General features: G+C 41.3%; 21 protein-coding genes and 1 pseudogene. 9 read left to right on the forward strand and 13 right to left on the reverse strand.

The features are described from left to right. The first annotated feature begins 111 nt into the window (after positions 1-111). Positions 112-1,122 (forward strand): asparaginase, encoded by a 1,011-nt coding sequence (gene ansA / locus JFU56_RS01175; protein WP_198435459.1) that lies wholly within the window; start codon positions 112-114, stop codon positions 1,120-1,122. A 198-nt stretch (positions 1,123-1,320) separates the two neighbouring features. On the opposite strand, the gene punC is transcribed toward ansA, so the two are convergent. Beyond that, on the reverse strand, positions 1,321-2,514 hold the full coding sequence (punC, locus tag JFU56_RS01180) for a purine nucleoside transporter PunC (RefSeq protein WP_198435460.1): 1,194 nt from the start codon (positions 2,512-2,514) through the stop codon (positions 1,321-1,323). A gap of 166 nt (positions 2,515-2,680) precedes the next feature. On the opposite strand from punC, the gene punR reads away from it, so the two are divergent. The 3 genes from punR (at position 2,681) to JFU56_RS01195 (ending at position 7,540) form a co-directional block, all read left to right on the forward strand. Next, a complete protein-coding gene (gene punR / locus JFU56_RS01185) occupies positions 2,681-3,583 on the forward strand; it encodes a DNA-binding transcriptional activator PunR (RefSeq protein WP_198435461.1) in 903 nt (300 codons plus the stop codon). A 72-nt stretch (positions 3,584-3,655) separates the two neighbouring features. Beyond that, complete coding sequence (locus tag JFU56_RS01190; RefSeq protein ID WP_198435462.1) at positions 3,656-6,850, forward strand: DUF748 domain-containing protein; 3,195 nt, start codon at positions 3,656-3,658, stop codon at positions 6,848-6,850. Positions 6,851-7,204: 354 nt separating this feature from the next. Then, positions 7,205-7,540 carry a hypothetical protein gene (locus JFU56_RS01195; RefSeq protein ID WP_198435463.1) on the forward strand — a complete coding sequence of 112 codons (336 nt, stop codon included), beginning with the start codon at positions 7,205-7,207 and terminating at the stop codon, positions 7,538-7,540. A gap of 105 nt (positions 7,541-7,645) precedes the next feature. Here the strand turns inward: JFU56_RS01195 and pepT are convergent, their stop codons facing one another. Next, positions 7,646-8,872, reverse strand: a complete 1,227-nt coding sequence (pepT, locus tag JFU56_RS01200) for a peptidase T (protein WP_198435464.1) — start codon at positions 8,870-8,872, stop codon at positions 7,646-7,648. Positions 8,873-9,069: 197 nt separating this feature from the next. Here pepT and JFU56_RS01205 point away from each other — a divergent pair, with 197 nt between their 5' ends. Together JFU56_RS01205 and purT are read left to right on the forward strand one after the other, a co-directional pair. Continuing rightward, positions 9,070-9,423, forward strand: coding sequence for a 5'-phosphoribosylglycinamide transformylase (locus JFU56_RS01205; RefSeq protein ID WP_242065788.1), 354 nt, complete (start codon positions 9,070-9,072; stop codon positions 9,421-9,423). Positions 9,424-9,634: 211 nt separating this feature from the next. Next, entirely contained in the window at positions 9,635-10,816 is a 1,182-nt protein-coding gene (gene purT / locus JFU56_RS01210; protein ID WP_198435466.1) for a formate-dependent phosphoribosylglycinamide formyltransferase, read from the forward strand. Positions 10,817-10,928: 112 nt separating this feature from the next. Here the strand turns inward: purT and JFU56_RS01215 are convergent, their stop codons facing one another. Then, positions 10,929-12,128 carry a NupC/NupG family nucleoside CNT transporter gene (locus tag JFU56_RS01215; protein ID WP_198435467.1) on the reverse strand — a complete coding sequence of 400 codons (1,200 nt, stop codon included), beginning with the start codon at positions 12,126-12,128 and terminating at the stop codon, positions 10,929-10,931. A 217-nt stretch (positions 12,129-12,345) separates the two neighbouring features. Further along, the gene (locus tag JFU56_RS01220) at positions 12,346-13,284 is read right to left on the reverse strand and encodes a LysR family transcriptional regulator (protein WP_198435468.1); all 939 of its coding nucleotides are present in this window, start codon (positions 13,282-13,284) and stop codon (positions 12,346-12,348) included. A gap of 280 nt (positions 13,285-13,564) precedes the next feature. Here JFU56_RS01220 and JFU56_RS01225 point away from each other — a divergent pair, with 280 nt between their 5' ends. Further along, the gene (locus JFU56_RS01225) at positions 13,565-15,241 is read left to right on the forward strand and encodes an AMP-binding protein (protein ID WP_198435469.1); all 1,677 of its coding nucleotides are present in this window, start codon (positions 13,565-13,567) and stop codon (positions 15,239-15,241) included. 113 nt (positions 15,242-15,354) lie between these two features. Here the strand turns inward: JFU56_RS01225 and JFU56_RS01230 are convergent, their stop codons facing one another. The 5 genes from JFU56_RS01230 to JFU56_RS01250 form a co-directional block, all read right to left on the reverse strand. Continuing rightward, positions 15,355-16,650 (reverse strand): alpha/beta hydrolase, encoded by a 1,296-nt coding sequence (locus tag JFU56_RS01230; RefSeq protein WP_198435470.1) that lies wholly within the window; start codon positions 16,648-16,650, stop codon positions 15,355-15,357. An 83-nt stretch (positions 16,651-16,733) separates the two neighbouring features. Further along, positions 16,734-18,077: a hypothetical protein gene (locus JFU56_RS01235; protein ID WP_198435471.1), complete on the reverse strand. Its 1,344-nt coding sequence runs from the start codon at positions 18,075-18,077 to the stop codon at positions 16,734-16,736. Between the two features lie 46 nt (positions 18,078-18,123). Further along, positions 18,124-18,585: a GNAT family N-acetyltransferase gene (locus JFU56_RS01240; protein WP_198435472.1), complete on the reverse strand. Its 462-nt coding sequence runs from the start codon at positions 18,583-18,585 to the stop codon at positions 18,124-18,126. A gap of 45 nt (positions 18,586-18,630) precedes the next feature. Continuing rightward, positions 18,631-19,416: a phytanoyl-CoA dioxygenase family protein gene (locus tag JFU56_RS01245; RefSeq protein ID WP_198435473.1), complete on the reverse strand. Its 786-nt coding sequence runs from the start codon at positions 19,414-19,416 to the stop codon at positions 18,631-18,633. Between the two features lie 116 nt (positions 19,417-19,532). After that, positions 19,533-19,922 carry a YkgJ family cysteine cluster protein gene (locus JFU56_RS01250; RefSeq protein ID WP_198435474.1) on the reverse strand — a complete coding sequence of 130 codons (390 nt, stop codon included), beginning with the start codon at positions 19,920-19,922 and terminating at the stop codon, positions 19,533-19,535. 325 nt (positions 19,923-20,247) lie between these two features. Here JFU56_RS01250 and JFU56_RS01255 point away from each other — a divergent pair, with 325 nt between their 5' ends. After that, the gene (locus tag JFU56_RS01255; protein WP_242065789.1) at positions 20,248-20,532 is read left to right on the forward strand and encodes a hypothetical protein; all 285 of its coding nucleotides are present in this window, start codon (positions 20,248-20,250) and stop codon (positions 20,530-20,532) included. Positions 20,533-20,632: 100 nt separating this feature from the next. On the opposite strand, the gene JFU56_RS01260 is transcribed toward JFU56_RS01255, so the two are convergent. Next, the gene (locus tag JFU56_RS01260; protein ID WP_198435475.1) at positions 20,633-21,028 is read right to left on the reverse strand and encodes a GFA family protein; all 396 of its coding nucleotides are present in this window, start codon (positions 21,026-21,028) and stop codon (positions 20,633-20,635) included. Between the two features lie 124 nt (positions 21,029-21,152). Between JFU56_RS01260 and JFU56_RS01265 the strand changes: the two genes are divergently transcribed. Further along, positions 21,153-21,578 carry a septal ring lytic transglycosylase RlpA family protein gene (locus JFU56_RS01265; RefSeq protein ID WP_198435476.1) on the forward strand — a complete coding sequence of 142 codons (426 nt, stop codon included), beginning with the start codon at positions 21,153-21,155 and terminating at the stop codon, positions 21,576-21,578. Between the two features lie 83 nt (positions 21,579-21,661). On the opposite strand, the gene JFU56_RS01270 is transcribed toward JFU56_RS01265, so the two are convergent. The 3 genes and pseudogenes from JFU56_RS01270 to JFU56_RS01280 all read right to left on the reverse strand — a co-directional run bounded on the left by JFU56_RS01270 (position 21,662) and on the right by JFU56_RS01280 (position 24,359). After that, positions 21,662-23,152 (reverse strand): NAD(P)/FAD-dependent oxidoreductase, encoded by a 1,491-nt coding sequence (locus tag JFU56_RS01270; protein ID WP_198435477.1) that lies wholly within the window; start codon positions 23,150-23,152, stop codon positions 21,662-21,664. A gap of 251 nt (positions 23,153-23,403) precedes the next feature. Then, a complete protein-coding gene (locus JFU56_RS01275) occupies positions 23,404-23,964 on the reverse strand; it encodes a sugar O-acetyltransferase (protein ID WP_198435478.1) in 561 nt (186 codons plus the stop codon). A 117-nt stretch (positions 23,965-24,081) separates the two neighbouring features. Then, positions 24,082-24,359 (reverse strand): annotated as a pseudogene (locus JFU56_RS01280) (DUF4823 domain-containing protein). Positions 24,360-24,383: the final 24 nt, after the last annotated feature.

A 24,383-nucleotide genomic window follows, 5' to 3' on the forward strand; every position in this document is an offset into this window, starting at 1 on the left:
CCTTAATTCCCCTATTAAATTTCATTTTTATTCAGTAAATTAGCATCAAGCTATTCCATTAATTGATTTCAGCACTATAATCCCCCTTAAAAACGCACAGGGAATTTATTAATGGCTAAGAAATCAATCTACATTGCATATACTGGTGGCACGATCGGTATGCAACATTCAGAGCACGGTTATGTACCGATGGAAGGATTCATGACAGATTGCTTAGCGCGTCTACCTGAATTTCACCGCGAAGAAATGCCTGATTTCACACTTCATGAATATTCGCCGTTAATCGACTCTTCAAATATGTCTCCGTCTGATTGGCAACAAATTGCTGAAGATATCCAAACCAACTATGACAAATATGATGGCTTTGTGATCTTGCATGGTACCGACACCATGGCATATACAGCATCTGCATTAGCATTTATGTTAGAAAACCTTGGCAAACCCGTTATCGTTACCGGTTCACAAATCCCACTGGCAGAGATTCGTTCTGACGGACAAAGTAACTTACTTAACTCACTTTACTTAGCCGCAAACTACCCTGTTCACGAGGTATGCTTATTCTTTAATAACCAATTACTACGTGGTAACAGAACGACTAAAGTACATGCTGATGGTTTCAGCGCCTTTGCTACGCCGAACTGCGAAACCTTATTAAAAGTAGGTATTAACATCGAGGTGTTATTGGGTGACGTAAAACCAATTGCAGAAAAAACCCTTACTGTCAGTAATATTACGCCACAACCGATTGCGATCGTAACGCTTTATCCAGGTATCTCAACTGAAGTAATTGGCAACATCCTATTACAACCAGTAAAAGCGCTCATCTTACTTAGCTATGGCGTTGGTAATGCCCCGCAAAGCGCAGATATCTTAGATGCTCTGGAAGCGGCAAACAAACGCGGTATTGTGGTTGTTAACCTAACGCAGTGTATCAAAGGTAAAGTAAACATGGGCGGTTATGCGACAGGTGATGCATTAGCACAAGTTGGCGTTATCTCAGGTTTCGATATGACGACTGAAGCTGCATTAACTAAGCTACATTACTTGATCAGTAAAGACCTACCAAGCGAAGAAATCAAAGTACTGATGCAACAGAATATTCGTGGTGAATTAAGCCACTAGGCTATAACCATGTTGCGTTAACATGGCAATTGATATGTCGTGATAAAGTAGACAAATAAAAAGGGAAAGACGCATGTCTTTCCCTTTTTTTATCTTCATATGTTACTAACCGATTTAAAGCTATCTACTTAAAACTTCATTTTTAAATACTCATTCAAAAGTCTTTCAAGACGATAACAGTAAGTAACTAGTTAAAAGTTAAGCCACAGCGCCTTCAGTTACAACGTCTGCTGTTTTTTTATGCTTAGCTAACAGATAACCAACCACAATCAATCCGCCTTGGAACAACATAACAGCTGTCACCGCATAAAGTCCTTGATCAGAAAACGCTGAAACAACACTGCTGGCTAAGAAACAAAACATCGTCTGTAAGAAGTTAAGTAAGCCAGCTGCTGTCGCACTGCAATTTTTGAAATCAGCCAGTGCAGCATTAATTACCAATGGATAGATTGCACCATTAGCAACCGCTAAGAAACAGAATGGGATCAAAATAGGCCAAATCGTCGTGGGGGCCGTTACAAAAGTGATCACAAACATTGTCACTACTGTTGCGATAAACAAAGTAATTAACCAAGGCAGTAATTGCTTCGCGCTAAAGCGAGCTAACAAGCTACGACAACCATAACCACCAACAAGGAAAGCGACTGTCTGCGGTAAGTAACTCAGACCAATATCAGCCCCTGTATAACCCATCGCAGTCATAATGAAGGGTGAACCAGTTAAATAGGCGAAGAAAGCAGCAGAGCATGCCGCAAATATCAACATGTTACCCATGAATATTTTTGATTTTACAATTTGCTTATAATCTCGCGCTAACTGTACGGTTAACTTTTCTTGTTTTTTATCTAAAGGTGCACTTTCTTCTTGTCCTGTTGTCGCAAAAGATAAAGCTAAACCAATCACCACAAGCACAACAAAGATGCTACGCCAGCCGAAGAACTCTTCTAGACCAGCACCTAACAAAGGTGCTAATGCAGGAGACAAAGCAACTAGTGGCATAATCGTCGCAAAAACACGTTCCGATGCTTTACCTTGGTAACGGTCGATTACGACAGCTTGCCAGATTACCGTGCCCGCACACGCACCTAATGCTTGACCAAAACGCGCGACTAAAAACAATTCAATGCTGTTAGAAACAGAGATGACCACTGTGGAAACCACAAAAATAGTCATGCCCACAAACAGCATTTTTTTACGGCCAATGCGATCAGATAAAGGGCCATATACTAATTGGCCTAACGCCATACCCAACAAGAAGATGCTTAGCGATAAACTGATCAGTGTTTGTGTTGTACCAAACTCATGACGGATAGTTTCGAATGCAGGTAAATACATATCCGTTGCTAGAAAACCCAACATGCTTAATCCAGAAAACCAGATCATTGTGCTCATTGACGCGTTTCTTTTGCTGTTCACAGTGCCGTTACTTTTTATATTACTTTTAATATTGTTCATTACTTAACTACATAGACGAATGATGATGTTGCTAGTTTAATACTGGCATTTGCGTTTGAGAAACGCTAATATTTCACCATTGCCATCAAAAAAATTGATACGTATGTTTTCTCAACAAGATCTGCAGGTTATCGACGCTGTTGCACGACGTGGTAGTTTCACTGCGGCAGCAGACGAACTCTGTAAAGTACCCAGTGCCATTAGCTATACAGTGCGGAATATTGAAGAACGCTTAGCCGTGGCTTTATTCATCCGTTTACACCGAAAGGTAGAGCTCACCCCAGCAGGTGAATATTTTGTCATTGAATCACGCAAGTTACTCAAACAAATGGCGCACATGAAATTTCAAACCCAGCGCGTAGCAAATGGTTGGAACGAAAGTGTGTCTCTCGCGTTAGATAACGTCGTCCATGAAGGCCGTATCAATACCATGGTCGGTGATTTTTATAACGCATTTCCGGATGTTGAACTGCTGTTAACCATGGAAGTATACAACGGTGTTTGGGATGCCCTAACGGATTCACGTGCTGATATCGCCATTGGCGCGACAGCCACAATCCCAGTGAGCGGTGGGTTTGATTACCGTAGTATGGGCGAACTAAAATGGACATTTGTCGTCAGTCCCAACCACCCACTGGCCAATGCAACACAAGCAATTAGTAATGAAGCGCTCGCAAAATACCCTGTGATTTGTTTAGAAGACACCGCACGCAAGTTGCCTAAGCGTACAACTTGGTTACTCGACAACCAACGCCGTCTAGTCGTACCAAACTGGCACAGTGCAACACAACTATTAAAAGGTGGCTTAGGTATTGCGATCATGCCTGCGCACATGGCCAATAAATTATTACTAACGGGTGAGTTAATAGAGAAAGAGGTCATTACAAGCTTGCCAGTTAGCGATTGTTGTTTAGCCTGGAATACCAAACGCATGAGCCCCGCTATCGCCTGGTTATTAGATTATTTAGGAGACAGCGAGCAATTACATCAACAATGGTTGGAATAATAACTGTTATGCTTGCCATTGATCTCCTATAATTAGGTCTATTGATTGTATTTAAAAGGATTTACTTTTCCAATGGCAACTTCACCCTCAACTTTTCGTCAGCGTTTTTCACGTGCGCCGCGCTATCAACGTCTCTGTAGTTATGCACTCGTTGCCTATACCTTGTATGCCTTACTGTTAGGTTTACTCGTTCCGTATCTGGCAAAAAGTATCGCACCAGAGAAACTCAGTGCTTTACTCGGTCGTCCGGTACAAATACAAGATGTCAGTGTTAACCCGTTTACGCTTAAGTTTGAAGTCAAAGGTTTCGCCATTCAAACGCCCGAGCAAGAAGATTTTACGGGTGTGGGACGTTTAACCCTGCAAGTTAACTTATGGAAAAGTCTATTCAATGGCAGCATCAACATTGAGACTATCGAAATTGATAATGCTTTTGCCAAAATCGAAAAATTAGATGCCACTCAATTTAATTTCTCTGATATTCCAGAGCACATGGCAACACAAGCAGCACTGGCTGAGGCTGCAGAACCAGTTACTGAAGAACCGATTAATGAAGAATCAGCCGACAGCAGTCAATTACCGCATATCCAAATTGCTAATATCAGTATCACCAATACGGCATTTAATTTTAAAGATCAGCCTACCGGTACTGAACTTGATTACCCAGCAATCAATTTCATCCTGACTAAATTCAATAGTATTGCAATGCTTGAAAATAAACAGCAGGACAATGCACCGACACCGACTTACAACAGCTTTGATTTAAGTATCGAAGGCAGTGATGAAAGTGCAGTAACCACGGCAGGTAGATTCCAGTTAACGCCATTAGAAGCACAAGGCGAACTCGCACTTAAGCACATTAAACTCACCACATTCTGGCCGTTTATTGCCAAAGAAATTATTGCTGAGTTAGAATCAGGCGTTATTGACTTAGCCACTAACTACCGCTTTATTGCTGACATAACACCAGATGCAGAAACACCGACCCCACAGTTAATCACTGACACCGGTGAGTTTGCACTACGTTCACTGGTATTTACATCTGCCGATAACGAATTGATTAACCTGCCCTTACTTACTGCTGCAGGCATCGCGTTAGATTTAGAAAAGCAACTTGTGGGAATTGATAATGTCAGTACCGATGGCTTGCAACTTCATGCCAGTATTAATAAAGGCGAAGTCGATTTAGCGACATTACTAACACCAGCGTCAGTAACTAGCGAGCCAACTTTGAGTGTCGTAGCTGCTGTGCCAGTGGAATCTAAACAAACCACAGCAGAACAAGACTCCGTTGTTAGTTCGGTTGTCGATGTCATCGAAACCGTATCAGAAATAGAAGTCGAATCAGTTGTTGAACAAGTAGCAGCAATTGAAGCAAGATCAGATGCCCGCGTATGGGTGGTTAACCTTGGGGAGTTCAATTTAACCAATTATGATATCAACATCGTAGACTCATGGATAACAAAGGCCACCAAATGGCGTATTGCCCCACTAAACTTCAGCACCAACGCAATATCAAGTAGCTATGACGCGCCAATTGACTATGAACTCGCACTGAGTATTAATGATAACGGTAGTTTTACTTCTAAGGGTAGCGTTGATATTAAGCAACAATCAATTGATGCTTACCTAAGCCTAGAGAAGCTGAATTTAACTCAATTTCAGCCTTATATTACGCCTTATCTGAATATCACCATTGACAGTGGTTACTTCAACACCAAAGGTGACCTTTTCGCAGATAGTCAGGGGACAGCCCGCTTTAGTGGTGAAGTTCAAGTTGAAACTCTTGCTATTCATGACAACAAGTTGAATAAATCACTGCTCAAATGGCAAGACTTTACCATCAACAGTATCGCACTTGATCAACAAAAAAATAGCCTGTTGATCGACCACATCAAGTTGACCCGACCTTATGCACAAGTCATCGTCGCCGCAGACAAAAGCTCAAACATCTCGGACTTAGTGATAGAGCAGAAATCGTCTGAGGATACGAAAGAATTAGCGGACGAAGTAACAGCAACAGACTCAAAGCCAGCTGAAAATAAAGAGCCAGCGGCTGATATGTTGATTGAATTAAATAAATTCACGCTACTTGCAGGTAAAGTCGATTATACCGACAACGTACTTAAGCCGAGTTTTGAAGCAACTATCGATAAGATAGAAGGTCATATCGGTAAAATATCATCGACCACAACCAAAAATGCAGAAATTGACATGCAAGCCATCGTTAATAAATATGCGCCTATGACTTTAAAAGGTGTGGTTAACCCGTTAATCCCAGAACCTTTTATTGATGTAGAGTTTGTGTTTAATAACTTTGAATTACCGTCAATGACCCCCTACTCTGGTACTTATGCTGGTTTAGATATTGATGAAGGCCAGCTGTCTCTTGCTCTTAAATACAAATTAGAAAATAATCGCTTAGAGGGTAGCAACGATATTTTAATTGACCAATTAGATATGAATAATACTAAAGACAGTGACGTGGGTAGTATTTTGCCTGTTACTTTAGCGATTCCATTACTAAAAGACAGCAGTGGCGCAATCGATTTAGGTGTTAACGTATCAGGTGATATTAATGATCCAAGCTTTAATGTCGGTGAGATTGTTTTAAAATCATTAAGTAACATTATTCTTAAAGCCGTCACATCGCCGTTTACACTTTTAGCAAGCCTTGTTGATACTACTGAAGACTTAGATAAGGTCAGCTTTGCCAATGGCTCAGCAATACTCCCGCTAACAGAGCAAGGTAAACTGAATACATTAGCTAAAGCCCTCGCTAAACGCCCTGATATAAAACTAAATATCAAAGGTAGCTATGACAGTAATTTAGATAAGCAATCACTGCAAAATAGCAGCCTAAATGACAAGTTAACTAAATCGTCAGGCATTGTTATTTCGCCAGAAACGAATGAAACGACACTACCAGAATCAGCAAAGGTAAGCAGTTCACTCGTTAGTTTGTATGAATTAGAGACCAAGGGTAACGCTGATTCATTACGTACTGCAATTGCAACGCAGCAGCCAGCATTAGCTAAAACTGAATTGGAGCAAGTATGGTTACGCAGCTTATATACTGAGACAAGTAAGCTACAAACTGTTACTGATAAACAATTAAAACGTTTAGCAAAAAATCGAGCTGATGCAATTAAAACCCATTTACGCGATGTCAGTAAAGTCGAGTCAGGCCGGGTCTTTGTGTTAAGTCATCAAACCAATGTGCCCTCAACAAGCACGGAAACAACCTTGACCATGGTCGTTAAATAACAAATCAAATAAATCGAAAAATAAATCGTCTGTAAACCTAGCATCGAGCTCATTGATACCCACCATTAAAATCAATGAGCTCGACAACTCCCCCCCCGATTCCGCCAACCCAATCTATCCCTTATTATCACAAGATCCCTGAACACGACAACCAAGCTTAGTCCCGATAAATATACAAATCACAGATCATGTCTTATGCTTAAGCTAGGTTGAATCGAGTAAACAAGTTGGATTTAGCTACATTAATTAAAATAACCAAACGAGTTTAAATTAAGCAAAACTAATTTGAATGCCAAGTTGTTTACTATTGACTGATGAATACGTCTTCAGTTAGAGGTAATTGGAGGCCGGTTTATGGTTGAAGGTAATTTCATTACGATAAAATCTGAACTATTGATAAGACACATTCGCCAATTTATGAATAACAAGCTCAGCTACGAAATACTCAGTAGCTACAGCTGGGAGATACTAAAGGACTGGCAACGTTTAAACATAGTAGACAACAAGGTTGCCAGCTCAAAAGAACAAGTGTTTTGGTACTTAGTCTTTGAGCTGCAAACTCAAGATGAAGTATCCTTACTGCACAATAAAGATCTTAGTTCCAAATTCGATCATTGCATTCTATTTTTACAAGGACAGCTTGATATGCCCAAAAATTGTGTGGGCATCAGACCAAATAAACCATCATGAAACAATAACGAAAGATAAAGAGTAACCAGCACACCTTACAGCTCTATTTCCTAGATAATGTACTGGTTGATATACCGAGTGCTTAATCGTTCTATCTACTGACGTTTACAGCTCTTTTTCAGCTGTTAATGCCGCAATTTTGACAATCACCTGCACCGCTTTCTCCATGCCCTCGACCGTTATGAATTCATGAATGCCATGAAAGTTATAACCGCCAGTGAAAACATTCGGACAAGGCAGTCCCATAAAGGATAATCTCGCGCCATCCGTACCACCACGAATCGGTTTAATGTCTGGTTCAACATCGCAATCTATCATCGCTTGTTTAGCAAGTTCAATTATATGCCCGTGTGGTTCGACCATTTCACGCATATTGTTATAACTGTCACTTATTATCAGCTCTACGCGCTCAGTGCCAAGCTGCGTATTTAGCGCCGCCACTTTTTGCTGCATAAAGGCTTTACGGTGCGCTAATCCAGCTTTATCAAAGTCGCGAATAATATAATTTAATGTCGTTTTAGCAACACTCGTTTGCATTGAGTTAAGATGATAAAAACCCTCATAACCTTCTGTACATTCAGGCGTTTCATCCGCAGGCATCGTCACCTGGAATTGCGCCGCAATCCCCATACTGTTAACCATTTTATCTTTTGCAGATCCAGGATGGACATTAACACCGTGACAAATTACGTTTGCCGAACTGGCATTAAAATTTTCAAACTCTAATTCACCGACCGGGCCACCATCAATGGTGTAAGCCCATTGTGCATTAAAGCCTGCTACATCAAACAGATTAGCTCCACGTCCAATCTCTTCATCTGGTGTGAACGCAATGCAAATATCACCATGTTTAATGTCTGGATTTGCTTGTAAATATGCAACAGCAGTTATAATTTCAGCGATACCAGCTTTATTATCGCCACCCAGTAATGTGGAACCATCTGTGGTAATTAAGGTCTGCCCATGTAGCTGTTTCAATTCTGGATACATAAGCGGTGACAGTTTTTCACCGTGACCTAAATGTACATCACCACCTTGATAGTTTTCAACAATTTGGGGCTTAACTCCCTTTCCTGAAGCATCTGGAGCCGTATCCATATGGGCTATAAACCCGATAATTGGCACATTTGTGCTAACATTACTTGGTAGGCGTGCCGATACGTAGCCATTACTATCGCGTTTTACGTCGACTAAATTTAGCGCCATTAACTCCTGCTGTAACTGTTCAGCGAAGACCGTTTGGCCCGACGTGCTAGGACAATTATCAACAGTAAAATCCGATTGAGTATCAAAACTGACATAACGTAAAAAACGTGAAATCAATGTAGTCATTATAATGCCTTAATAATTAAGTGACGAGTAAGTCGTTATTATGTGTGGCTATTATGCATAATATTAGCTAACTATATATTGTCCTTAATCATAAATAGGTATTTCGTTCATTCTAGGCTAAGAGGTTTATCATGCGAAACACAACGATAAAATGGCAAAGATTGTTGCGCTACAGCCTTTTGTTTACAGTTTCATCCATGATCGTTGCTGCCCTAGGTCTACTTTTCTTTACTGAAGATTGGCAGCTGATATTCAATGTTGAAGTTCAAATAACAGCGATCAAATTGTCATTTATTGCTGTTATTTATATTGCCTTTCCCGTTTTACTGATCCGCTTTTGCTATTATTTCTACCAATTAGTAACACAAGGTAGAAAGGAAGGCATCTCGTTGTTTTGTTATCAAACTTTATTCAACCCTATCAACTTTTTATTTCGTCCTAGCTTACTGACCAAATCAGGTTTGACCTCTCGTCGTCGCTGTCTCATTTCAGTCATTCTATTAATTGCTTTATACGGCTCAATTTTTGCCATGAGCAGCCTAGATGCATAAAGCTATAAACTTACCGACCTGAAAGTCAGGAAACACGTGCTTTTGGTTGTTACAGGCAAATTACCAGTTAAAACTTCCATTTCCACTTAAATCGCTATATCATGCTGTGCATTAGTCTAGTTAAATTAACTATAGTACTTAAAAGACAACAAGTTAGTGAATTATCATTTGTTTGACCACCAAATTTATAATCAATTAATAGGGAACTGTTATGTTAGGTACTGCCAACAGCAAAAGTGCAACACGTGTATTATTATTAGGCTCTGGTGAACTGGGTAAAGAAGTCGCGATTGAGTTTCAGCGTTTAGGTGTTGAAGTGATTGCCGTTGACCGTTATGACAATGCACCAGCAATGCAAGTTGCACACCGAAGCCATACCATCAGCATGCTCGATGGTGACGCGTTAAGACGTGTTATTGAGCTTGAAAAACCAGATTATGTTATTCCAGAAATCGAGGCTATCGCGACAGACACACTGCTTGAACTAGAGCAAGAAGGTGTCAACATTGTACCGACAGCCCGTGCCACTAAGTTAACCATGGACAGAGAAGGCATACGTCTTCTTGCCGCAGAAACCTTACAACTCCCTACTTCACCTTATATCTTCACCGATAATAAAACTGAATACCTTGCCGCCGTTGAACAAATTGGGATCCCGTGTGTGATCAAACCAGTGATGAGTTCATCAGGTAAAGGTCAAAGTATTATTCGTGATGAAGATGATATTGACCAGGCTTGGGACTATGCACAAGAAGGCGGTCGTGCAGGCGCAGGGCGTATCATTATTGAAGGTTTTGTTAAGTTCGATTTCGAGATCACCATGCTTACTATCAGCGCTGTTGATGGCATTCATTTCTGTGCACCAATAGGTCATCGCCAGCAAGATGGAGACTACCGTGAATCATGGCAACCACAGGTAATGTGTGATGAAGTGCTTGCTAAGGCGCAGGCAGTATCAGAAAAAGTAGTGAAAGAATTAGGCGGTTATGGTCTATTTGGTGTCGAACTCTTCATTCGTGGAAATGACGTGTTCTTTAGCGAAGTATCACCACGCCCACATGATACCGGCATGGTGACATTAATCTCACAAGACTTGTCTGAATTTGCATTACATGTACGCGCTGTATTAGGCCTACCGATTACCCACATTCAACAGTTTGGCCCGTCTGCATCTGCAGTTATCCTTGCCGAAGGTCACTCGACTAATATTGGCTTTAATCAACTAGCCCCTGCGCTGGCTTGTGTACCTGGTAGTCAAATTCGTTTATTTGGTAAACCTGAAATTGCTGGACAGCGCCGTTTAGGTGTCACGCTTGCGCGTGGTATTAATACCATTGACGCGATTGATAAAGCGACTAAAGTAGCTAAGACAGTTGAAGTAACTTTCGACTAACCTCATTAGCTATAAATGCTATAAAAAGTAGTTATAAAAAATAGATGTAAAAAAGGCTAACAAGTTAATACTCGTTAGCCTTTTTTGTATCTTACCATTCACTAATCAAAAGCTATAAACTTAACATCACACCCGCAATCGCAGCGCTCATTAAGTTAGCCAATACACCAGCGAAAATAGCACGGAAGCCATGTTTAGCAATAAACTGACGACGTTCAGGGATCATGCTGCCTAAACCACCAATCAAGATAGCCATCGTACTGATGTTAGCAAAACCACATAATGCAAAAGTAATAATAGCTTGGGAATGTTCGCTTAACTGATCTTGTACTTCCATCAATTGAATAAAGGCAACAAACTCATTCACCACGATCTTATTACCAATTAATGAACCTGCAACAATCGCTTCATTCCATGGCACACCAATCAACCAAGCAACAGGCGCAAACACATAGCCTAAAATGATTTCAAAGCTTAACGTCATATCAAACCAATTGCCGATACCACCTAACATGCCATTCAACAACGCGATAACACCAACAAAGGCTAACAATGTAGCACCAATCGCAGTCGCCATGCTTAAACCAGCCATCGCGCCGTCAGCAAGTGCTTCAACTACGTTTGTTGCACGTGGTAATTCAACTTTAGTGATTTCGTCTGCATGAATTTCATTTTTTGCTGGCGGAAACAAGAACTTCGCCATTAACAAACCTGCAGGCGCAGACATAAATGACGCCGCCACTAAAAATTTAATTTCCACACCAATCATCGCGTAACCGACTAACGTGCCACCAGCAACCGATGCCAAACCACACGTCATCACAGCGAAGAACTGTGAGTCGCTCATGCCTTTCAAATACGGTTTAACCACTAATGGCGCTTCAACCATACCAACAAAGATATTGGCAGTAGCCGCGAGTGACTCGGCACGGCCTGTGCCTAGTAGTTTCTGTAAAGCACCACCGACAATGTTAATCACTTTAGGCATGAAGCCAATATGGTACAACGCCGAGATTAACGCCGAGAAGAACACGATAATACCCAATACATTAATCGCAAAAACAAAAGTACCTTCGACTAAACTACCAAATAAAAATGAGATACCTTCTTGGCCATAATCAATTACATTCGATACACCAGCACTGAAACTGTTTAACGCTTCTTTGCCTGCTGGAAAATATAATACGATAAAAGCAAACGTGATCTGCAATGTAAACGCGAGTGAGACTGTTCTAAGGGGGATATTACGGCGATCATTAGAGAAGAAATACGCCGTTAATAGGATCACTATTATGCCTAAAATAGATATCATGGAACAAACCTGTTGGATGCTTAAAATTATAAAGACGCATATTGTAATCTGCGCCATTTTTACAGCAAGTCCAGTAAGTTACCTGCTTGTTACAATTAAATTAAGCCTGTGTCAGCTGATAGCTAGATAGTTGTTTTATAACGTTTCTATAATCATATTTAGGGCATTATTTCCATATGGAAAAGATATTTCCCCATGAAAAGATAAGTTGTTGAGATTAAATGGTGATCTGCGACTTTAATTTTTGATCCCAGTATGAAGGTTGACCAATATATTCTTTAAAAAAGGCGATTGCTGCGCTGATCTTCTTCGGTAAATGCTTACGACTCGGGTATACAGCATAAAAACGCATAGCCTGACTCGCCTGCCATTCCGGTAACAGTTGTATTAACTTACCCGTTCTAAACTCATCGGTAAGTAAATACGTCGCCAGGTAAGCAATGCCCCACCCCGATATTGCCGCATCGCGGATCGCTTCAGCTAGATCAACACGGTAATCACCATTTACATTAATGTATACCGCCTCATTACCTTGCTTAAATGACCATAAGCCATAGTTACGTTCACGACTTTGGTAGATAAGACAGTTATGCTGTTCCAGTTCTTGTGGATGTAATGGCGCACTATGATGCATCAGGTAATCTGGCGATGCCGCAACAACAAAACGGGTATCCGCTAAATGCTGGGCAACGTAACCTTCTGGAATATCTTCAATGTTGGTTAACCAAAGATCTAAACCATCATCAATCATATTGGTTTTATAATCGAACAGGCTCACTTCAACATGCAGGTCTGGATGTAACTTTCTAAATTGCTCAATCGCGGGAATGATATGAATCGTGCCAAACGATTGCGATACGCCTAACCGCAGAATACCGCTGACTTCATCTTGCAAATTAGCCATCATCACATCTGCGTCTTGCACACTACTAACCACGTCAGCGCAATAACGCGCAAATTGTTGCCCGGCATCCGTTAGCGTGAAACTGCGGGTGGATCGTTGCACCAACTTAACGTTTAAATCTGCTTCTAAGCATTTAAGGTGTTTGCTGACATGGGAAACCGACACACTGAGTGTATGTGCTGCAGCAGTAAAACTACCGGTTTGTACCAAGGTATGAAAGAGTGCCATTTGGCTAGCGCGATCTTGAATCAATGAAAAGTACCTAGTAACGTCCTGTCCGTGTGACTACGTAATAATAATTATCGTTATGGATGTTTAATTGCCGCCAGTGTATAGAAAAACGGGTATGCAATAAAGCACTAAGCCAAGGCGGCATTAAACTGCTGGCTTAGCATGCGATTCAACCACGCTTTATGCTTGTAAAAACAGCTGTATAAGTAGTACAGATGCATCCACACATGATTATTATCAACTAACTAATACACCAATTATAAGATAATATATCGTATATTACTCTACAGAGAATTTTAACATGGAAAAAACGTGGTTAAAAAATTACCCAAGCGATGTGCCTGAGTTCATTGATATATCCCAATATGACAGCATTTTAGATATCGTCGAACAAAGCTGCGAGAAACACGCTGATTCAATCGCCTTTTTAAATATGGGCGCAACGCTAACCTTTCGTCAACTAGAACAACAAAGCCGAGCTTTTGCGGCTTACTTACAGCACGACCTGAAGATGCAGCCAGGCGATCGCTGCGCTATTATGATGCCAAATTTATTACAGTACCCTATTGCGCTATTTGGCATACTGCGTGCGGGCTTAATTGCCGTTAATGTTAATCCGTTATACACCCAACGGGAATTACAGCATCAATTAACTGATTCTGGCGCAAAGATGATTATCGCCATTAGTAACTTTGGTGCCAACCTCGAAAAAGTCTTACCACAAACCAGCATCGAACACGTCATCATGACTAACATAGGCGACCAATTACAGCAGCCTAAACGTACTATGGTTAATTTCGCCGTAAAATACGTGAAAAAAATGGTCCCTCATTTTAATATTGAAAACGCAATATCCATGCGAAAAGTACTTACAGCAGGGCGAAAGTTAATTTATAGTCGCCCAAACTGTAAACCAGAGGACATTGCCTACCTACAATACACAGGCGGCACGACAGGCGTAGCTAAAGGCGCGATGTTAACCCACCGCAATATTGTTGCTAACGTATTGCAAGTTTACGGACAATTCTCGCCTCGCACCTTGTTGTCAAAAGACCATGTGGTGACACCGTTACCGCTTTATCATATCTTTGCCAACTCAGTCAGCTTGATGTTTATCATGATGATCGGTGGTCGTAATTTATTAATTACTAACCCAAGAGATATGGATGGCTTTATCAAAGAGCTAAAAGGCTACCCTTTCACTATCTTCTTCGGCTTAAACACCTTGTTCAGCGGCATGTTAAAGAATGAAAAATTCCGTGCATTAGATTTCAGTCATGCGCGCTTCACCATCGCTGGCGGCATGTCGACCCAAGAAGATGTAGCGAAAGAATGGCAAGAAGTCACTGGCATGCCCGTTGTTGAAGGTTATGGATTAACAGAATGCTCGCCAGTTGTATGCAGTGGTATTCACACCCAGCAAGCATATACTGCCGGTATTGGCGTACCGCTACCATCAACAGAAATGCGGGTGGTGAATGATGATAAGCAAGCATTGGATATCAACATTGTAGGTGAGTTACAAGTACGCGGCCCACAAGTGATGTCTGGTTATTGGAAACAAACACAAGCCACAGCTGAATCGATTGATGCCGACGGCTGGTTCTCAACTGGTGATATGGCCCGTATGGATAAAGATGGCTGTTTCTTTATTGTCGATCGTAAAAAAGACATGATCCTAGTATCTGGCTTTAATGTATATTCGGTCGAAATTGAAGAAGTGCTGCGATTACATCCTGATATCGAAGAAGCCGCAGTCCTAGGTCTTCCACATCAAGTAACAGGCGAACAAGTTAAAGCCTTCATCTGTAGCAGCAATAAAGCGCTAACGAGCAAAGATGTGCAAACTCATTGCCGCCGTTATTTGACTGCTTATAAAGTGCCACGTGATATTGAATTTCGTGATGATCTACCTAAAAGCCCTGTAGGAAAAGTACTTAAACGTGAGTTGTTACCGCCAGCACCTACAGCAGTGTAAATGCAACTAAAACAACAGTATAAATATAACTAAAACAACAAGCACGACTGTTAATACGCGAGTATTTACTGTTGTGCTTGCAACTGAATTACCGCGAATTGATAATCCACCAGCTAAAAATCTGCGAGAATGTCATTGAGCTTTTCCATAAAAATAGGCTGTTTAAGAATGTCAGCATGCTGAGCTTCAAAGCCATGAATTTGCGTCGCTTCCCGCTGTAGTGATTGTGACAACTGGCTATTCAATGGCACAACCCCATCACCATCTTCCCCAGGCAGATAAGAAAACACTAAATGATACGGTATTGTATCTGGCCAAGGCCAACTATGAACACGTTTTACGTAGGCACTATCTCGCGCAACATCGATCCAGGCTTGGAGCACTATGGGGGAATTTTTGACCCCCTTCGCTGCACTTTCCATACCATATAGCGGGCTATTAACCGTCACCACAAATTTCACATCGTAAGGCGCCGCTGATTGCTGTTTCTTCATTACGTAAGAGCGGATCATCAAGCCGCCCATACTATGAGCAATGATCCCCAATTGTTTAAATTGGTATTGATGGGACAACTGTTGCAGCGCTTCGAGCAGATAATCACTGACTAAATCTAAGTTAACACCACTGGGGTAATAAAGTATCCAAGGCTGGTATTTGTGCTGGTCAATACTCGCGACTATGTCAACAAACTCAGCACTCGAACCACCCATACCATGAACGAATAACAAGGGTATTTTATTCTCATCGTATTCTTGCAATAGCAATAAACCACCGCCGACTTGTTCGACAAAATCAAATGGGCGCCATAATCCCATGGAGGCAAAATCACGCCCGAACATAGCATCGTCTAGCGACACAACTCGGCCTATATTTTTAGTATTCTTGCCTAACTGTTTCATCACATCAATGTTAGGCCGTAAAGTTATCGGTCCTTTAATCACTAGTCGCGGCACTGAAACTTCTTCATCTACCGCAACAACTACGAATGTAGGTTCACCTTGGTCTTGACCGTAATAATTGACCCAGTCACCAGCAACATATTCACCATCGTTTTTAATAGCGCGATTAGCGGTACTATTATAAGAAACCGTTCCATCAGTATTGTTACCATCAATAAAGGCCGCAACACTGTAAGTCCCAGGCTGTACAGTAAATAAGTATTGCCCGTTAGACTGAACAGTGTTTTTATCGATCAGTTTGATGACCGCGTTTTCACGTCGGTATAAGTGCACATAAATGGGGGCGTTGGATTCACCTTGCACGCTGACTTCACCAGTAATATTGCCTGTCGAAGCCAGTGCATCTGACTGCCTACTTATCTCTTGCAAACTGCATGCAGGCAACGTAAGTACAGCCCACATTAGCGCCAGTGAGGACAACAATTTAGGATGTTGTATACACTTTCGCATCACATACTCCGATTTAAATTAGGTAACTACTTACTAAATAGAGACCATCATCCACTTTAAATCAATAATATAAGTGAATTAAATTACGGTTTGTGAGTTAAAATTGCACGCACAAAACTGCGAGTATTGGCATTATGATCAGACATAAACTCAGCCAGTAAATTAGTCATCTGAGTAATGCCCTCTTCACCGTGCTGCTCACGGATCATCTCCACAATCATGTCAATTTCTTTACTACCATCCACTTCAAAGCTTGGATCACTCACAAGCTGCTCAGGTACCCAACGCTCTAGATAATCCGCTAGTTTATCTGATTTGTCATATGAGTTTTTCGCAAACACTTCAACGAATGTATTATCAGTGTATTCGACGACCGCAGTCTCTTTCGTCAACGCTTTAAATAGCGCACTACTAAAATCATTATTCTCATAGGCTTGTTTGGTGATAATTTCTTGGAACTCTTCTAATACCAAATGGCGGTTGGACAACAACTGGATCGCATCAATCTTCGCTTGCGGATAACCCATCATGTCTTTCGCATTGGTCCATAAGCTCGATGCCGTACTCACACCCGGCTGTAAAGTCGAATGGTATGACTGGGCAATATCACCAACGTAATGCATGCCCCAACCCATAAAGCGCCACCCCCAATAATCATGACCAGTACTGAACGCATACTCAGACAACGCTTTATACATGTGAACACGGTAATCAGGGAAAGTATCACGCAAGAACGGGGCTAGCGTGAATAACACACTTGATTCATAGTAGAACCCCATGTGGAACGGTGCTTGTGTGCTGTACTCTAATGCCGGATTGCCGAAAGCTTGGTTACCAAAACCATACATTTTACCAAACTCAGTATTGCTGTCTTCAAACAAGCCAATATCAAGGCCATGATCAGGGTCGTCATTAGCCGATACTAATACTTCAATTGGCGTCACCATTTCACCACTTTTCACTTCAACAAAGGTGATAGCGTTGTAATGGTCAAGATTGCTAAATACAGCAACTTCAGCGGCATCTAATCGACGGCGACCTTGCTTATCTTGCCCCGGTAATAATTGCACGTATGGATTAATACGTGAATTGGGATTAATCCGAATAGCGTGAATGAAACTTTGCAATAATGCAGTATCGCTAGCGTTAAACGCTAAGGCATCAGGGCGCGGCTTATAATACGCAAAGTTTTCACGCAACCAGTTTTCATTACTGGCTAACAATTTTTCTAATCCTTGCGCCTCTGCAGTCACAAACTCCGCTAAAGTTTCAACCTTAATCGGTGCTTGATCTGCCACTTCAGGCATGGTGTTTAATATTGGAAAAGTGATGAGACTGTGTTCAGACCAGGCATTGGCGTTACTCACCAGCATAGTGCTACACAAGAGTGCAGCTAAAGTGGTTTTAAATAAAGTAGGGGTAAACATAACATTCCTTTGAAATCGTCTATTGATATTAAGATGGTTACAGATATTAAGATTGCAGATCAACATTCAACTCCATTGGGACATAACGGATGCTATTGATGCTCAGTTCTTCTGAAGTAGCCTTAAAGCCGACTTTTTGATAGAAGCCCAGTGCATAAATCGACGCTTTGACATGAATTAAACTTGCGCCACTCAGGGTTTTCATTTCATTGACCAGTCGTTTCGCAATACCGAAACCATGGTATGGCGTTTTAACATAAAGATGGCCAAGATAGTTATTATCACGCCAACCGATATACCCGACAATCTCGTTACCCACACTTACCTTAACGAGTGAGTAAACTTGGGGATCCTTGATTTTATCGATATCAGATTTAAACGCAATTCGAATGGCGTCTTTGCCCTCGGAATTAAGTAAAGGGACGACGTGTTCTTCATTGACTGACTCACCTAATGCAATAATGGCATTCAGATCTTTGTCTGTCGCACTGGCAAAAATAAATTCCATTTCGTCTCCACATATATAACGTTTAAATTGTCATCGCATTTCGGCTCAAACGCAACACTGCGCCTTTAAATCGAGCGTACTTTCAAATAATCTTGAATCATCAATTTTATCAAGCATTTCAATGCTCGGCAAACATTCGTCATCGACATAGTCGGCAAAGTCACCATCGGGATCAAATACTAAAATATCCAACGCTAATCTATCCATACCATACAGGCCACGGTGGATCATATCAGCAGAGAACACCAACAAATCACCTGCGGCTAAACCAATAACCTTACCGCCTGCGATACTGTCACAACTCACTTTACCGTTAATCTCCTGGCGTACATTAAATTCTTCTTCGTTATCCCAACGCTTATGCGTGCCGGGGATGAGCTCCATGCCGAGTTCATCAAATAAAGGTACGCGAAGATGGACGACTTGCGTCTCTTGAACGGCTATCTTTTGCTGCTCAACTCCAAAGTCATATTGACAATCACGATGCCAGAAATCTCTTTGTTTTGGATTTACAGGGTTAAAGAATAGCTGAGTATTCATGAATGCAGCATTTTCAGGTATCACCGATTCGACAGCATCCATCATTTTTTTACCACTGATGAAGTTGAAAAGCTTGAGTCGATCATCGCACTCTAAGTAGTCAATGCCGGTAATGACTGAAGAATTGAACGCTTCAGAGCGATAAAATTGTATGTTGTCCTCTTTCCAAGCCTCATGAAATCTCAATACTACTTCTCTCAGTGCTGAGATCTCTGCTGCACTGAAGTAATTTCTAATGACAAAGTAACCTTGCTCATCATATTCGCTGTTTAACTGCGTTTGCTTTAACACCCATTACCTCTGTTTATTATCACCGCTCGACTGTCCATGGATTCAATCGAGTTCGTTGTGTGTTCGTTTTATAAGAATAAATTCCATTTTTTCTCCAGTCCGTTCTAATGTATTAGTTACACCAGAACTTGTCGTGTGCTCTTGATGTAGTGATGGATCTGCCCTTCGACTTTAACGTCAATCATTTCTGCTGGTCGGCGCTCATTCGGGCAAGGCATTCTTGGCGTAGTGCCAAACAGTCGGCAGATCAATGGACGTTCTTCATAGACAGTGCAGCCTTTAGGGCCAAGGTGTACGCAATTATATTCATTTAATGCGACCTCATGCTCTGCATCCGTTTTGTACGGCAGGCGCGACATTTCTTCTGCAGACGTTGTCACTGGCCCACAACAATCATGGCAACCAGGTGTACATTCAAACGTCGGGATCTGCTTTCGCAGTCGAGCGAGATCTTGTTTATTATTGTTTTGTAAAAATAATTTTATTTGTTCGTATTCCGAATCCATTATAGCTCTCAACCTAACGCCACTCGAAGATGACAATGCCTGTAAATATGCTGCATATCTTAACATTTGTAATCGCTGCCCGCTTTGATTTCATAACGGAATAAATGCTGATTTCATCATTTCCAGCAGTAACTTCTTCATTTAAGTATATTTCACACCACCAACTCTAAATAACCGACACAAATTCGAATAAGCAGAACTCTGCTAGACTCATTGGTACCGTATAGAGACCTATTTACGAGCAAACTCAAGGAAGGAATTCAACGATGAAACCATTAAAGCCTTACATCGACCTAATGGCCACACCGACGGCAATGTTCGCGGTGTGGTTAAGAATATTGGCGGTATCTTAGATCAAATAGCCGACGACACTATAGTCGTACCAGGGCATGGCGCTATATCGAATAAGAAACAACTGATTGCGTTTAGAGACATTTTAGTCGGTACCACCAGCGAAGTTGAAATGATGATGACGCAAAAAATGAGCCTTGAAGCGATTCAAGAAAAGGGTTTGAGTGACCAATGGAAAATCTGGGGAAAAGGATTTTTAAATGAAAAAGTATGGATCAGTATCGTCCACAGCAGTTTGACGAAGGATGCAGCTAAGTAGTCGTTAATAAATAATAGTTAATAAATAGACACCTGTTATAGAAAGCCATTAAACCCAATGTTAATGGCTTTCACTTCCCATGTAATCCATTGAATTAATACTACCTATCCGCAGGGTGATTGACCCCATCATTAGTGACAACATCACCTAAATCAAATGGATTGACACCTTCCAAACAAGCTATATTAAAACCATATTCATTGGGATTTGAACGTCGCTGATGATGCGTATAAATACCACAATGAGAACAAAAATAATGTTTAGCTGTAGCCGTATTAAATTCATATAATTTTAGATATTCATTGCCTTTTACAATGCGAATACCGTCTAAATTAACAGAACCAACTATAGCTCCTTTACGGCGACATATAGAGCAATCACAACGGCGCGGATTTTCGATACCATTCGGCAGTGATAATTCAAGTTCAACAGAGCCGCAATGGCAAGTTGCTTTATGTCTAGGTTGGATCTTCGTATTCCCGACTTGCTTCAACATACTTTAAAGTCCCTTTTTTACGAACAAAATTGAAAAATAGCTGTCTCACCCGCGATGAATTCTTAAAGAAATTAAGAAATACATAAACCAAATGAAACATTACTTAAAGCGGTACTAACATAACATGAAGAAATTAAGTCTTACTATCACAATTTTCGTCCTTGCTATGCTGACGGGTTGCTCATCCACATTGACAACTGGCTCACCTAAAACGATAGCGTATTCAAAATCTCACGACCTTGTTGGTGATGCGTCTTGGTATGGCAGTAAATATCATGGCAAGCGAACGGCTAGCGGTGAGACATACAATATGAGGGCGTACACTGCTGCGCATAAAACCCTGCCATTTGGTACTGTCGTAAGGGTGACAAATACAGTCAATAACAAGTCTGTGGATGTAAAAATTAATGATAGAGGGCCATTTGTTCGAGGCAGAGTAATAGACCTATCTCAAAAGGCATTTGAACAGATAGGCAATACCCATAAAGGTGTCGTGCCAGTCAGAATAGACATACTGGACGATAGTAATACTTTTAGATACAAGCACTAGAAAGACATTCTTCACTGCATAGCGATAGATGCAATGCAGTGAATAGAAGTCATGTGATGTTACACGTTACTTTACTGTAATCCTTACTGCTCTTGCTTTTCTTCAGTTCGATTCAGGCAGCGGCCCCTTGGTTCATTGCCCTCATGCAGTACAACATCGGTATGCAAAAACTCAGCTGCATCTGCAGACTCTTTCACTTTCTTAGCACTGCGTGCTAGCATTTCGGCTTCAAATGTATTTAACACACTTGCCCGCACGCCTGCATCACGCCATTTCGATAAGGGTCTACATTCTTTGGTAATTTCTCTTGCGAGAGACAACGCATCAAGCAACGCTTGGTTTGCGCCCTGCCCTTTGAATGGACTCATCGGGTGAGCAGCATCACCGATTAGTGTTGCGTTAGTGCCTTTCTCTAATAGCTCAGCTTTGAGTAGCGCTCGATCATACACAGGATAACCAGAAACCAGTGAGTCAGGTGTCGCCGTTAATATCTCTGGAATAGGAGCATGCCACTGACAACGACGGATCGCATCTTCTTTCAATGCTTTAGGGCCTTGCGCACTTAGCGTCTTAGCGTCATCTTCTAACATTGGAAAGCTAAGCTGCCACATAACCGAATCCGCGTCATAAGGCATAATATAGATACGTTCATGGCCGTTAGCCGTTTGGAACACTGTTGCAGAGTCTAGCAGAGTGCGATCAAGTGTCTCATCATCAACTAAGCTTTGGATCGCCGACAAAGGACAAATACCTAGAATAGCGATACAACCTAAATAGTTAAGTGGTGATGCTTCATCACCCACCAGCAATTTACGTACCGAACTACGGATACCATCCGCGCCAACGACAAGATCAGCATGGGCGTGCTTTATCTCACCATCAACTTGAAAACTTAAATCAACACCTTCAGCCGCAGATTGTTTAAAATCAACCAACTGATGTCCCCATTCTACAGAATCGTGCCCACCTAATTGCTCAAGCAGCGCTAAACGTAAAGACTGTCTAGCGATATGCACGTTAGTACGTTTTGGTAGCTTTCTCTCGTCTGACGGTACCCACTTTCGGATCCCCCATTCGCCAATCACTTTGCCGTCGGTGGTGTGCACCACATGCCGAGTTGAAACAATACCATCCTCTAACGAAACGACACCCAAACCTTCAATCGCTCGGCTCGCTTGTTGTAACGTCAGTCCATAACCTTGAGAGCGGGCTTCAAAGCCGCTATCACGTTCATAAAGGGTAAAGGGAATTCCACGGTGTAAACAAGCAACAGCCAGCGCCACACCTCCGATACCGCCACCAATAATAGCGACATGTGGGTAATTTTTTGTATCTGGACCGTTTTCAGTAACAGGTTGAATAGCAGAACGGAGCAGGCCAGAACCTTTACAGTTAGAACATGCATCAAGGTGTGGTTTAGGTCGAACAGGCGCAATACCTTCGCTGTTATTCTTTTCAAATTGTTCCAACTCACGCTGATAGCTAAGTCTTACTTTCTTACGCAGACGCTTACTAACTTTACCGCGTCCCTGACAATTTGAACAAATGTGCCACTGGTTATCTTCAATTTTCAACTTTGCTACCTGCCCTGTGTTTAACCCGCTTAAGGATAATCGTTAAGCGGTGATTATAACGATCATTGCGGCCAATGGCTGTTTAACTGGAGGAAATTTGGATTTTTATTGATGCAGTCTGTATTTGCGGCGGTTTTGAGGTGAGGGGCGGATGAAGATTAACCGGTATAAACATCTCCAGTTCATCTTTATTTGATCACAATAGACTTAAGGTAAACCAACATCCCTGTTGAGTTATTGCTATAGATTCGTTAACAACTCTCCGTCGTGTTGAGCATTTTAATCAATGTAGCTGGCATACCACCAACAAGAGTATCAGGGGCTACATCTTTAGTAACCACTGAACCCGCAGCAATAATAGAACGAGCGCCAATAGTAACACCCTGACAAATAACAACATTGCCGCCAATCCAAACATCATCTTGTACAACAATTGGTAAGCACTGCACTTCCCATTTTCTGCGTTGTTGGTAATTAAGTGAGTGTGTTGGTGTATAAAACTGTGTGCTAGGGCCAATTAATACATTATTACCTATTGTTATAGGAGCATTATCTAGCATAGTAACGCCCATATTGATAAACGTATCATTACCTATTGAAATGGTTTTGCCGTATTCACATAAGAAAGGAGAACATACAACACTGTTCTCACCTATATGATTCAATAACTCTGCAACATAAGGTTTAGCCGCTTTAAACTGGCGTTGATTAATATTTTGCAGCAAATCAAACGCAGTATTTCTCAGCAGATCAAACTCTAGACTATCAGCATCATATTCAATACCTAAGCACATCTTTTCAAATTCACTCATTTCATTCCTAATAGATTTTTTATGAATACCAAAGTATCAATATCATCCATTTCACCTTCAAAGTATTGATATAGGACAATTAAACATTATCTACTTGGCAATTATTTTTATTCACAGTTATTTATACAGGGTTTCAACATACTTATGAGTTGGCTCTTCAAGAAGGTCTTGAGGATGATCACCTCCGAATGTTAACCACTTACTTTACCTGAATATGTAGTGTTACCAATTTCTGATTTTGTTTTAGTGTCATAAGTAATAATTTGAATTTCTACTTTATCAGATTTTCCAGACCACTCTGTTGCCCTATCTTCCCAATGTAAAATAATCGGTTCTACATAATAGCCATATTTACTAGCGACGATATGACAAGCTTTACTATTATGACCTGTCATAGTTTTGTGGTTAATAACCAAAGA

It is taken from the genome of Moritella sp. F3, assembly GCF_015082335.1.
Taxonomy (GTDB): Bacteria; Pseudomonadota; Gammaproteobacteria; order Enterobacterales; family Moritellaceae; genus Moritella.

Excerpts from the sequence above, each read along its gene's own strand:
- JFU56_RS01265 (WP_198435476.1), top strand. The coding sequence starts at position 21,153 with ATGAAGAAATTAAGTCTTACTATCACAATTTTCGTCCTTGCTATGCTG.
- JFU56_RS01240 (WP_198435472.1), bottom strand. The coding sequence starts at position 18,585 with ATGGAATTTATTTTTGCCAGTGCGACAGACAAAGATCTGAATGCCATT.
- JFU56_RS01205 (WP_242065788.1), top strand. The coding sequence starts at position 9,070 with ATGATCGTTGCTGCCCTAGGTCTACTTTTCTTTACTGAAGATTGGCAG.
- JFU56_RS01195 (WP_198435463.1), top strand. The coding sequence starts at position 7,205 with ATGGTTGAAGGTAATTTCATTACGATAAAATCTGAACTATTGATAAGA.
- punR (WP_198435461.1), top strand. The coding sequence starts at position 2,681 with ATGTTTTCTCAACAAGATCTGCAGGTTATCGACGCTGTTGCACGACGT.
- JFU56_RS01275 (WP_198435478.1), bottom strand. The coding sequence starts at position 23,964 with ATGAGTGAATTTGAAAAGATGTGCTTAGGTATTGAATATGATGCTGAT.
- JFU56_RS01225 (WP_198435469.1), top strand. The coding sequence starts at position 13,565 with ATGGAAAAAACGTGGTTAAAAAATTACCCAAGCGATGTGCCTGAGTTC.
- JFU56_RS01235 (WP_198435471.1), bottom strand. The coding sequence starts at position 18,077 with ATGTTTACCCCTACTTTATTTAAAACCACTTTAGCTGCACTCTTGTGT.
- JFU56_RS01215 (WP_198435467.1), bottom strand. The coding sequence starts at position 12,128 with ATGATATCTATTTTAGGCATAATAGTGATCCTATTAACGGCGTATTTC.
- purT (WP_198435466.1), top strand. The coding sequence starts at position 9,635 with ATGTTAGGTACTGCCAACAGCAAAAGTGCAACACGTGTATTATTATTA.
- JFU56_RS01250 (WP_198435474.1), bottom strand. The coding sequence starts at position 19,922 with ATGGATTCGGAATACGAACAAATAAAATTATTTTTACAAAACAATAAT.
- ansA (WP_198435459.1), top strand. The coding sequence starts at position 112 with ATGGCTAAGAAATCAATCTACATTGCATATACTGGTGGCACGATCGGT.
- JFU56_RS01230 (WP_198435470.1), bottom strand. The coding sequence starts at position 16,650 with ATGCGAAAGTGTATACAACATCCTAAATTGTTGTCCTCACTGGCGCTA.
- JFU56_RS01190 (WP_198435462.1), top strand. The coding sequence starts at position 3,656 with ATGGCAACTTCACCCTCAACTTTTCGTCAGCGTTTTTCACGTGCGCCG.
- JFU56_RS01260 (WP_198435475.1), bottom strand. The coding sequence starts at position 21,028 with ATGTTGAAGCAAGTCGGGAATACGAAGATCCAACCTAGACATAAAGCA.
- punC (WP_198435460.1), bottom strand. The coding sequence starts at position 2,514 with ATGAGCACAATGATCTGGTTTTCTGGATTAAGCATGTTGGGTTTTCTA.
- pepT (WP_198435464.1), bottom strand. The coding sequence starts at position 8,872 with ATGACTACATTGATTTCACGTTTTTTACGTTATGTCAGTTTTGATACT.